At 41.7% G+C, this 11,004-nt stretch carries 9 protein-coding genes and 2 rRNA genes (1 of these 11 cut by a window edge); 3 read left to right on the forward strand and 8 right to left on the reverse strand.

The features are described 5' to 3' along the window. Window positions 1–31: 31 nt before the first annotated feature. The 6 genes from panD to ACSSWA_RS13215 form a co-directional block, all read right to left on the reverse strand. Entirely contained in the window at window positions 32–373 is a 342-nt protein-coding gene (gene panD, locus ACSSWA_RS13190; RefSeq protein ID WP_437357023.1) for an aspartate 1-decarboxylase, read from the reverse strand. Then, window positions 370–1,152, reverse strand: a complete 783-nt coding sequence (locus ACSSWA_RS13195; protein ID WP_437357024.1) for a type III pantothenate kinase — start codon at window positions 1,150–1,152, stop codon at window positions 370–372. Before ACSSWA_RS13195 ends, panD begins: the two co-directional genes overlap by 4 nt. Next, a complete protein-coding gene (gene coaBC, locus ACSSWA_RS13200) occupies window positions 1,149–2,393 on the reverse strand; it encodes a bifunctional phosphopantothenoylcysteine decarboxylase/phosphopantothenate--cysteine ligase CoaBC (protein ID WP_437357025.1) in 1,245 nt (414 codons plus the stop codon). The genes ACSSWA_RS13195 and coaBC overlap by 4 nt, the downstream gene beginning before the upstream one ends. Further along, window positions 2,380–3,138, reverse strand: a complete 759-nt coding sequence (gene panC / locus ACSSWA_RS13205; protein ID WP_437357026.1) for a pantoate--beta-alanine ligase — start codon at window positions 3,136–3,138, stop codon at window positions 2,380–2,382. Before panC ends, coaBC begins: the two co-directional genes overlap by 14 nt. Further along, a complete protein-coding gene (gene panB, locus ACSSWA_RS13210) occupies window positions 3,138–3,926 on the reverse strand; it encodes a 3-methyl-2-oxobutanoate hydroxymethyltransferase (protein WP_437357027.1) in 789 nt (262 codons plus the stop codon). The genes panC and panB overlap by 1 nt, the downstream gene beginning before the upstream one ends. 207 nt (window positions 3,927–4,133) lie before the next feature. Then, window positions 4,134–4,901: an inositol monophosphatase family protein gene (locus tag ACSSWA_RS13215; protein ID WP_437357028.1), complete on the reverse strand. Its 768-nt coding sequence runs from the start codon at window positions 4,899–4,901 to the stop codon at window positions 4,134–4,136. 150 nt (window positions 4,902–5,051) lie between these two features. Between ACSSWA_RS13215 and lon the strand changes: the two genes are divergently transcribed. Genes lon through dnaX form a run of 3 tightly spaced genes read left to right on the forward strand, consistent with a single transcriptional unit; the run spans window position 5,052 to window position 9,575 of the window. Next, window positions 5,052–7,472 carry an endopeptidase La gene (gene lon, locus ACSSWA_RS13220; RefSeq protein WP_437357029.1) on the forward strand — a complete coding sequence of 807 codons (2,421 nt, stop codon included), beginning with the start codon at window positions 5,052–5,054 and terminating at the stop codon, window positions 7,470–7,472. After that, window positions 7,472–7,987, forward strand: coding sequence for a GAF domain-containing protein (locus ACSSWA_RS13225; RefSeq protein WP_437357030.1), 516 nt, complete (start codon window positions 7,472–7,474; stop codon window positions 7,985–7,987). Before lon ends, ACSSWA_RS13225 begins: the two co-directional genes overlap by 1 nt. Before the next feature lie 4 nt (window positions 7,988–7,991). After that, complete coding sequence (gene dnaX / locus ACSSWA_RS13230; RefSeq protein WP_437357031.1) at window positions 7,992–9,575, forward strand: DNA polymerase III subunit gamma/tau; 1,584 nt, start codon at window positions 7,992–7,994, stop codon at window positions 9,573–9,575. 230 nt (window positions 9,576–9,805) lie between these two features. Here the strand turns inward: dnaX and rrf are convergent. Both rrf and ACSSWA_RS13240 read right to left on the reverse strand, forming a co-directional pair. Next, window positions 9,806–9,922, reverse strand: a 5S ribosomal RNA gene (gene rrf, locus ACSSWA_RS13235). A gap of 68 nt (window positions 9,923–9,990) precedes the next feature. After that, window positions 9,991–11,004, reverse strand: a 23S ribosomal RNA gene (locus ACSSWA_RS13240); it runs 2,003 nt beyond the window's last position.

Consider the following 11,004-nt stretch of genomic DNA (forward strand, 5'->3'; position numbering starts at 1 on the left):
AAAAATATGAAAACGAAAATCTTACTGCAAATTATTTTACCCGGTTTTGACCGTCCAGGAGGAGTATTTTCGGTTTGAAATTTTTGACTTCAGACTCGTCATAAACGGCGTAACTGGCAATTATTATTAAATCGCCGGGTTGTACCAGCCTGGCAGCCGCCCCGTTGAGACCGATTTCTCCTTTTCCGCCGTAAATTACGTACGTAGAAAATCGTTCTCCGTTATTGATATTATAAATATCGACTTTCTCAAATTCATTTATGTCCGCCAGCTCGCATAATTCTTTGTCGATGGAAATTGAACCTTCGTAGTTCAAGTCGGCTGAAGTGACAACCGCCCTGTGTAGTTTCGATTTTAATAGTGTTCTTTTCATCTTTCCGATTCTCTGTTGATTAAAATTGCTTTGAACAGACCGTCGAGCACCAATGTGGGAATAATAATGTCGAACAAACCCGCCGATTCGAAAAGCCTCGAAAAACCGCCCGTACCGATAACAATCGGTTTGTCTTCTCCGAATGCTTCTTCGGTAATTCTTTTTTTCAATTCATTCACAATTCCGATTTGTCCGAAATAGAGTCCCGACTGAATGCTTTCGACAGTCGAGCGTCCGACGACTTCTGCGGCTTCGGTAATTTCAACCGCCGGCAACTGCGCAGTGGAGCTTTCAAGAATTTCCATCGATATTTTCACGCCCGGAATAATAATACCGCCCAAATATTCCTTTTGCTTGCTTATAACGCAGAATGTTGTGGCTGTTCCGAAATCGACAACTATCAGATTTTTGCCGGGAAACTTATCGACAGCGGCAATGGCATTGGCAATTCTGTCGGCACCTACTTCGAGCGGATTTCTGTATTTTATTTTCAAACCTGTTTTTACTCCCGGCTTCAGAAAGAACGGCTCCACATTAAAATATTTGAGCGCAGCCGAACGGATTGAATGATTGAGGTCGGGCACTACGCTGCAGATAGATATTTCGCTTACTTCTTCGGGCGTAAAATTGTTTTCTTTTAAAACGCTCCTCAGGAAAATCCCGAACTCGTCGGACGTAAATCGTTCGCGGGATGTCTTCCTGAATTGTAACGCCAATTCGGAATTCCGATACAATCCGCCGTAAATGTGAGAATTTCCTACGTCAAGACAAATAATCATGTTGCATTCCCGGTATTTGTTTCGAAATAATTTTCGAGTTGCATTGCCAGCGAAAACGGATCTTCCGAAGAATTTATGATTCCGTTCTTGTCGTAAAGATTAAAATTCCGCTGTATGCCGTTCGTCCGATCGCTCAGGTCGTTTTGTACAACAAGGTCGCAATTACTTTCGGTTAACAATTTTTTGACGGCTTCTTTTCTTTCATCCGGATTCTGCGTATTAGTAAATTTAAACCCGACTATCATGATTTTCTTTTTCGAACTGTAATCTCTTATACGCGCCAATATTTTGTGATTTCTTTTTAAAATAATTGAAACATCTTCGACGCCGGAAGATATTTTTTTATTCGACGGCAAATCGATTTTAACATTTTTTGCCGTCAATGCCACAGGCGAAAAATCGCTGACTGCCGCGTTATGAATGACAACATCGTAATCATTTGCATCGAGCGACAATTTTAATTTACTGTCCAAACTTTCGAAATCCTCAAAGTGACAAATATCGTTTACTAATCCCGGACGTATTGCATCATTCGACGAGAGATAATCAACCGGATGTCCTCTGGCAGAGAAGTAATTCGCCAGTTCCGACGCCGTTTTTCCAGTGCTCAAATTTGTAATATAACGCACGCCGTCGATATTTTCTTTTGTGCCTCCGGCGGTTATCAGAATTTTAAGCTTTTTCTTTGGTCTCTCTTTTTTAATCAAATTAGCTTTGATAAAATTAAGGATTATTTCGGGCTCGAGCAGTTTACCTGCGCCTTCGTCGCCGCATGCAAGATAACCTTCGGCAGTCGGAAGAACAATTACTCCGTATTCGGTTAATTTTGCAATCGACGTCTGCGTAGCCGGATTAAAATACATGTTCGTATTCATAGCCGGAGCAATTAGAAAAGGAGTGGAAGCGTCTCTTGCCAGTGCAAGCGAAGTCAGCAAATCGTCCGCAATGCCTGAAGCAATCTTATTAATCGCGTTTGCCGTTGCAGGCGCAATAATGAAAAGATCGCACCATTTAATTAAATTGATGTGGCTCATAACCGTACCGGATTCGAACAGATCGTTATAAACCCGATTCCCGGTTAAGCCTTCAATCGAGGCGCTCCCTACAAATTGAAGAGCCGACTTTGTAGCAACGACTTTTACATCGCACCCGTTCTGAACCAGCCTGGAAATCAGATAGAGCGATTTATAAGCCGCAATCGAGCCCGTGATTCCGACGAGAATTTTTTTAGATATTAACATTATCGATCAACCTCACATTTCCCACACGAACGGCGCCCAATCTTCTCCCGTCCAATTCTTCTATATAATCCACTTTGAAGCCGAGATTTTCGAGCTCTCTGAAAATTTCTTCTTTAGATTTATTCGATTTTAAAAGGCGAGGAAAATTAAGCGCAAATTTTCGTTCGTCTTCCGAGAGCAGTTTATTCCTGGAACTTAACGCCAGTCCGTCTTCGTCTCTCACAATTGGGCACGGAATTATTTCTATATCCATAAAAAACGCTTTGCACATTCCTTCGATTAATTTGAGCTGCTGATAATCTTTTTCTCCGAAATAGGCTCTGTGCGGTTTAATAATGTTGAACAGTTTCATTACCACAGTTAATACGCCGTCAAAGTGTCCCGGTCTGAATCTGCCGCACAAAATTTTACTAAGCTCCGATTCGCTTATTTTATATCTGTAATTGTCGTTATAAATTTCTCCATAGTCCGGGTAAAAAAGATAATCGACGTTATGGGAATTCAAAATCTCATAATCTTTTTCAAAAGCGCGTGGATAATTTTGCAAATCATCCGGGTCGTTAAATTGCGTCGGATTGACGAAAATGCTTACAACCGTAATGTCGTTATCGCTCGTGCTCTTTTCGATTAGCGATTCGTGCCCCCGATGCAATGCGCCCATAGTCGGAACAAAACCGATCGTTTTGTTTCCAGTTTCATTTTTTATTGTTCTCCATTCCGATATTGTCTTAATTATCCTTGTCATCAGAAACTCTCGTTTTTATTCGGGAAAATTCCGTTTTTAACGTCGCGCGAATAAGCATTGACCGCGTCCATAATTGAGCAGTAACCGTCCAGATATTTCCTCAGGAACTTAGGACTAAAATTTTTATTAAATCCCAACATATCATGAAAAACAAGCACTTGCCCGTCCGTGTACATGCCTGCTCCTATGCCGATAGTAGGGACCGAAATTTGTTCGGTAACTATCTTTGCGATTTGCGAAGGTACCATTTCGAGTACAATTCCGAAACATCCTGCGGTTTCAAGTTTGCCCGCGCTTTCGATTATAAATTCGGCTTCATCCTTTTCTTTTCCTCTCAACTTGAATCCGCCGACTTGATGAACCGACTGAGGCGTCAGTCCGAGATGTCCCATCACGGGTATGCCCGATTCGACCAGATAACGAATTGAATCAATCGTATCCTGGTCGCCGCCTTCAATTTTCAATGCCTGAGCGCCGGCTTTAATCAACTTATCCGCATTTTCCATCAATTTATCCCTGCTCATACGGTGCGCAAGGAACGGCATGTCCGCTATAATAAGTTTGTTTGTAATCCCGCGTTTGACGGCGGAAGTATGCAAAGCCATTAGATCTATGTCGGCGTTAACTGTAGTTTCGTACCCGTGCATTACCATAGCAAGACTATCGCCTACGAGGACGGCGTCGATATCCGACTCGTCGATAATTCTTGCCGACCAGTAATCATAGCAAGTAATAACGGAAATTTTTTCCTTCGATTTAGAATTTCTGAATTCCGATACGGTTTTCATTAGCCTCATTTACAGGACGGATTCCAACTAAGGACGCACGCAAAGCGGCAGATACGGAAAGAAAAACGATCTTCATTTTCATGGTACTTGTCCCTGGGATCAAGTCCTGTTTTTTTATTTATTGATTATTAAAACCAGTAACCGTTCAAAAGAATCGGTTCTTTTTGTAAACGCAAAATTAAAACAATAAGTTTTATATAACAAGCGTCAGACGCTGTTTAACAATTCCAGCATTATATCGTGAATTTTTCCGTTCGTAGCCAATATCTGTTTTCCTGCGATATCGAGCGGTTCATTCTTAAAATTTGTTACAACGCCGCCTGCTTCTTCTACGATCAATTTGCCTGCAGCCATATCCCACGGATTTAAATAAACTTCCCAGAACCCGTCGAAAATACCCTCGGCAACATAACACAGATCGATAGCCGCGGAACCGAGACGTCTGACCGCTCTCGAATTTTTCAGAAAAATTACGAAACGTTCAATTGCATGGTCGGGATTTTCATCAATATTATACGGAAATCCGGTTACGAGCAGGCTCTTTCTCAAATCGTCGTTCCGGCTTACTTCCAATTTACGACCGTTACAATAAGCCCCGCCGCCTTTTTCTGCGCTGTAGACCGCATCTCTCATAACGTCGTAAACTACTCCGCAAATTATTTCGTCGTTTTTCTGAACCGCAATTGATACCGAAAAAATTGGGAGCCCGTGCGCGAAATTCGTAGTGCCGTCCAGCGGGTCGATAATCCATTTGTACTCAGAATCCCGTTCCTTAATACCGCTTTCCTCAGCCAATACAGAATGACCGGGAAATTCTTTCGAGATGAAATTAATTATCGCTTCTTCGGACTTTTTATCGATTTCGGTAACAAGATTCGCAAGATTTGTTTTGTATTCAACGGAAATATTCTTTCTGTAACCTTCTTTGATTATTTCTCCGGCTATTTGCGCCGCTTCAATTACTTTGTCAAGCATTTATATCCCGTAAAGTTTAAAATTATGTCCCACAAAAATACTATTTTTGTAGAATAAAAATTGAATTTCACCGGGCATTTTATACTAATTGATAGCCTGCGCATTATTATGTATATTTAATTCAACCAATACAAAGGAACAAAGTTTTATATGGAAGAAAAAATCAAAGCCAGCGAAAATGATTATTCGATGATTGAGGACATTCCGAATAAATTACCGGTACTGCCTCTGCGAGACACGGTAGTTTTTCCTTACATGATATTTCCCGTCCTGGTAGGAAGAGAACAGTCGATAAAAGCCGCAAATTTTGCGCTCGAAAATTCCAAGTATATTTTTCTTGCTGCTCAAAAGAAAGCGTCGATCGAAGAACCTACTCCGGATGATATCTATCCCGAAGGCACTATTGCAAAAATCATTCAAATTCTGAAATTGCCCAACGGCTTATTGAAAATCCTGGTCGACGGCGTGATTCAGGGCAGAATCGTTCGTTTTACCGACAGGAAAGAATTTTTCGAAGCTGAATTGGAAGTTATAACTCCGACAGAAGAAAATCCCCGCGAGTTAAACGCTCTTTTACGTCAGATGTCGAACCTGTTCAAAGAATATGTTAAAATTAACAAAGCCATTCCGCCCGAAGCCATTAATGCATTCGAAAATATCGACGAGCCCGACCGAAAACTGTTCTACGTTGCGGCTAACATTAATCAATCAATCGAAGTAAAGCAAAAAATTTTACAACATTTTACGCTTAAAGACCAACTTTATGAAGTCATAAGAATACTTAATTCGGAAATTGAAATTCTTAAGATCGAAAAAGAGATTGAAAACAAAGTCCAGGAAAATATTGCCAAAACACAACGCAAATTTATTATACAGGAACAGATAAGAATACTGCAGGAAGAATTGGGAGACGAAGAAGAAATTGCCCCCGAATTTGTGAAATTAAAAGAGCAAATTGAAAAAGCAAAGATGCCCAAACCAGTCTATGAAAAAGCCATAGACGAATTGAATAAATTAAAGAAGACGCCCCCGTCTTCTCCCGAAGCCACTGTAATAAGAAATTATCTCGATTGGCTTATTGCAGTGCCCTGGCACAAAAAAACACGCGATAACCTCGACGTAAAAAACGTTCGAAAAATTCTCGATGAAGACCACTACGGGCTCGAAAAACCGAAAGAAAGGATTGTCGAACATATTGCAGTTCTTAATCTCGTTAAAAACATGCGAGGTCAAATACTTTGTTTTGTAGGACCTCCCGGAGTAGGAAAAACTTCATTGGGGAAATCAATAGCAAGAGCGCTTGGAAGAAACTTTGTTAGAATTTCACTGGGCGGAGTCCGCGACGAGGCTGAAATACGAGGACATCGCAGAACATATATCGGTTCAATGCCGGGCAAAATTATCCAGTCGATGAAAAAAGCCAAGACAATTAATCCCGTAATGCTGCTCGACGAAATCGATAAAATGAGTATGGATTTCCGCGGAGATCCTTCTTCGGCTATGCTCGAGGTTCTCGACCCCGAACAAAATCACTCGTTTAACGACCATTATCTCGACGTCGATTATGATCTTTCTCAGGTAATGTTTATTACGACGGCAAATGTAAGATATAATATTCCATTACCTCTTCAAGACCGTATGGAAATAATCGAGCTGCCCGGGTATCTCGAATTTGAAAAACTTGAAATAGCTAAAAGGCACATCATTCCGAAACAATTAAAAGCGCACGGACTCGATAAATTCAAAATTGAAATTCAGGACGAGGCGATAAAAAAGATTATCAACGAATATACCCGGGAATCGGGAGTCAGAAATCTTGAGCGAGAAATTGCATCAGTATTCAGAAAAACCGCGCACGAAATTGTAATTTCCACTAACGGTAAGAGAAAACAGAAGGTGAAAATCACTATTACTCCTGAAACGATTGAAAAATATCTGGGCGTACCCCGATTCCGTCCGAAGAAAGCCGACAAAGAATTGCGCGTAGGGAGCGTTACCGGATTGGCATGGACAAGCGTCGGAGGAGAAATTTTACAGGTCGATGCAACCGTTATGGACGGTCAGGAAAAACTTACTCTTACAGGTCAAATTGGCAATGTAATGAAAGAATCGGCTCTTGCCGCTTTGAGCTACCTGAGGTCAAACGCTAAAGAATTGGGTCTTCCTCACAATTTCCATAAAGGAAAAGAAATTCATATTCACTTGCCCGAAGGCGCGATTCCGAAAGACGGTCCCTCTGCAGGCATTACTATGGCAATGGCTCTTTATTCCGTATTCAGCGGTAAACCTGCCCGGAACGACGTAGCCATGACCGGAGAAATTACATTAAGAGGAAAAGTTATTCCGATAGGCGGACTGAACGAAAAATTACTCGCCGCTCAAAGAAACGGCATGTCAATCGTTCTTATTCCTAAAGACAACGAAAAAGATTTGACAGAAATCAAACCGGAAGTTAAAGAAGGACTTCAAATTATTCCGATCGAAACAATCAAAGACGCTATTCCGTATGTCTTCGGGAAAAGGACTCAAACCAAAAAAAAGAAAACAACGTCTAAAAAAAGTAGAAAATAATGGCGGAATATCGACAGATAGATAATGCTCTCCCGGAAGAAGAAAAATATAAACTGTTAATCAAGCAGGCGGAGAGCTTATTAGACGACGGATTGCCTTTATTGACAAATCTTTCGAATATTACGGCACTCCTGAAACAAACATTCGATAAAATCAGCTGGGTCGGTTTTTATTTTAACAGAGGCAATATTCTCTATCTCGGACCGTTTCAGGGTAAAACCGCATGCACGACAATAGAGTTCGGGAAAGGCGTTTGCGGAAAATCGATTGAATCCGGCGAAACTTTAGTGGTAGAAGACGTGGAAAAATTTCCCGGACATATCTATTGCGATGCAGATTCAAAATCGGAGATCGTGGTTCCGATTATCGAAAATGGAACCAAATACGGAGTTCTGGATCTGGACAGTTATAACCTGGCGGCGTTTAATAATACTGACAAAATTTATCTCGAACTTCTTATCCGCATTTTGTCAGAAAAATTAAATTTAGATAAATTAGAACGGTTAATGATATAATATTATGAGTAATTTTTTAGTAACAGCCCGTAAATGGCGCCCACAGAAATTCGAAGAAGTAGTAGGTCAGGAACACATAACCACTACTCTGAAAAATGCCATTAAAAACAATAGAATAGCGCATGCCTACATTTTTGCCGGTCCACGCGGAGTCGGCAAAACTACAACCGCCCGCATACTGGCAAAAGCGCTGAATTGCCTGAATCCGTCTGACGGCGAACCGTGCAACGAATGTGAAATGTGCAAATCCTTTTTAAACTCACAGTCGCTCGACGTAATCGAAATTGACGGCGCATCTAACAGAAGAATAGAAGAAATACGCTCGTTAAGAGAGTCCGTAAAGTATGCCCCGGCAAAAGGGAAATATAAAGTTTATATCATCGACGAAGTTCATATGCTCACTCCGGAATCTTTCAACGCCCTTTTAAAAACATTGGAAGAACCGCCGGAACATACGCTTTTTATATTCGCCACGACAGACGTTCACAAAGTGCCGCTTACAATTGTATCCCGTTGTCAACGTTTCGATTTCAGAAGAATCGAATTAAATACAATAAAAAAACTGCTTTCAAAAATCGCCGAAGCCGAGGGAATTCAAATTGACGATACGGCGCTTTCCTTAATAGCCAAAAAAGCCGACGGCGCTTTGAGAGACGCCGAAAGCCTATTCGATCAGATCATTTCATACAGCGGAAAGAAGGTTAACTCCGAAGAAATCTCTCAAATGCTGAATCTAATCGATCAGGATATTTATTTTCGTATCTCCGACGCCATACTTTCAAAAGACTTCAACGCGGCGTTCGAAGTTACACGAACCATCTACGATAACGGATGGAATTTTATCGATTTTCTGAACGAGTTGAACGAACATTTCAGAAATATTTTTACGGTAGTATTAAGAAAATCGACCGATCTCGTGGAAACTGCCGAACTTTATAAAGAAAAATATATTCAGTATAAAGACAGTTTCTCGGAAAGCGATTTACTAAGAATACTAACATTCATCAATAAAACTCAGTATGAAATAAAATCGGCTACCGACCAGAAATTAAAAGTAGAAATTGCATTGTGCCAATTAATCGGTTTGGAAAAAACTTCAACGATAAGCGAAATCATAAAGCAGCTTTCTTCAGGTACGTCAAAAAGAGATATCGAACCTTCCCGCACGCAAAATAAAACACAGAAAATATCGAATGTAAGACCCGCTTATAAGGAGGAAGTAAGCGTTCCTGAAGTAAAAAAATTCGTTTCGCCTTCGCCAAAAGACGAAAAAGAGTTAAAGGGGATAATTTCCAAATGGAACGAATTCGTAGAACAGGTAAAATCGGAAAAACTCTTTTTCGGGTCTCTTCTCAACAAAACAAATCCTGTAGAATTTATTGATAACCGTATAGTTCTGGAAGTTGAACACCCTGACGATTTTGATATTATCAACGATCATAAAAATTATTTAGAACAAAAGACAAAAGAAATTTTCGGCAAAAAGATTGAATTTAATATTTCCAATACCGGAAATTCTCAAAAGACGGAAGAGACGAATCCATTGACAAGGGCAGTCATTGATAAATTGGGAGGCAAGAAAATATAAAACTCTTTATGTTTTCTTCTTCATTTCACATGCATAGCTTTCTAATTTTCTCTCAATAAAATTCTAAATTATAAGATGACAAAGCCCGACTTAAAATCGGGCTTAAATTATAATCCTTGCAGCTATCCCGCCTCTGGCGGGACTCCCGCGCCGTTGCCTTTCTTAATATTTTCATTAAAATACATTTTAAAATAAAAAAAGCCCGACATAAAATCGGGCTTAAATTATAATCCTGGCAGCTACCTACTCTCCCGCACCGTTGCCAGTGCAGTACCATCGGCGTTTACGGGCTTAACTTCTCTGTTCGGAATGGGAAGAGGTGTTTCCCCGTAGCTATAACCACCAGAAAATTTTCAAACATTAAAAAAAGATTGGAGAGAACGAAAACTTATACATCTATCTTGGAATAAAATTAATGGCTAAGTCGCACGACCTATTAGTACTGCTCGGCTGAATCCGTTGCCGGACTTACACCTGCAGCCTATCAACCTCGTAATCTCCGAGGAGTCTTCAGACCCGACTTTCGTCGGGAAGGGATACCTCATCTTGAAGTGTGCTTCGCACTTAGATGCTTTCAGTGCTTATCACATCCGTTCATAGCTACCCAGCGCTGCCGCTGGCGCGACAACTGGTACACTAGAGGAACGTTCGCTTCGGTCCTCTCGTACTAGAAGCGACTCTTCTCAAGTATCCTGCGCCCGCATAGGATAGGGACCGAACTGTCTCACGACGTTCTGAACCCAGTTCACGTACCGCTTTAATTGGCGAACAGCCAAACCCTTGGGACCTTCTTCAGCCCCAGGATGCGATGAACCGACATCGAGGTGCCAAACCTTGCCGTCGATATGAACTCTTGGGCAAGATCAGCCTGTTATCCCCGGCGTACCTTTTATCCTTTGAGCGATGGCCCTTCCACTCGGAACCACCGGATCACTAAGCCCTGCTTTCGCATCTGCTCGACCTGTGTGTCTCGCAGTTAAGCTCTCTTATGCCTTTGCACTCAACGCATGATTACCAACCATGCTGAGAGAACCTTTGGGAGCCTCCGTTACATTTTGGGAGGCGACCGCCCCAGTCAAACTACCCGCCTAACACTGTCCCTGGCCCTGATTCAAGGGTCGAGGTTAGAATCCAAATAAAGCAAGGGTGGTATTTCACCGGCGACTCCACGACGCCTAGCGGCGCCGCTTCACAGTCTCCCACCTATCCTACACATGCTTTACTCGAACCCAATGTTAGGGTGCAGTAAAGGTGCACGGGGTCTTTCCGTCCATATGCGGGTAACCGGCGTCTTCACCGGTACCACAATTTCACCGAGCCCGTGGTTGAGACAGTGCCCAAATCGTTACACCATTCGTGCAGGTCGGAACTTACCCGACAAGGAATTTCGCTACCTTAGGACCGTTATAGTTACGGCCGCCGTTTACTG

This window comes from Melioribacter sp. Ez-97 (assembly GCF_051488665.1).
Classification (GTDB): Bacteria; Bacteroidota; Ignavibacteria; order Ignavibacteriales; family Melioribacteraceae; genus Melioribacter.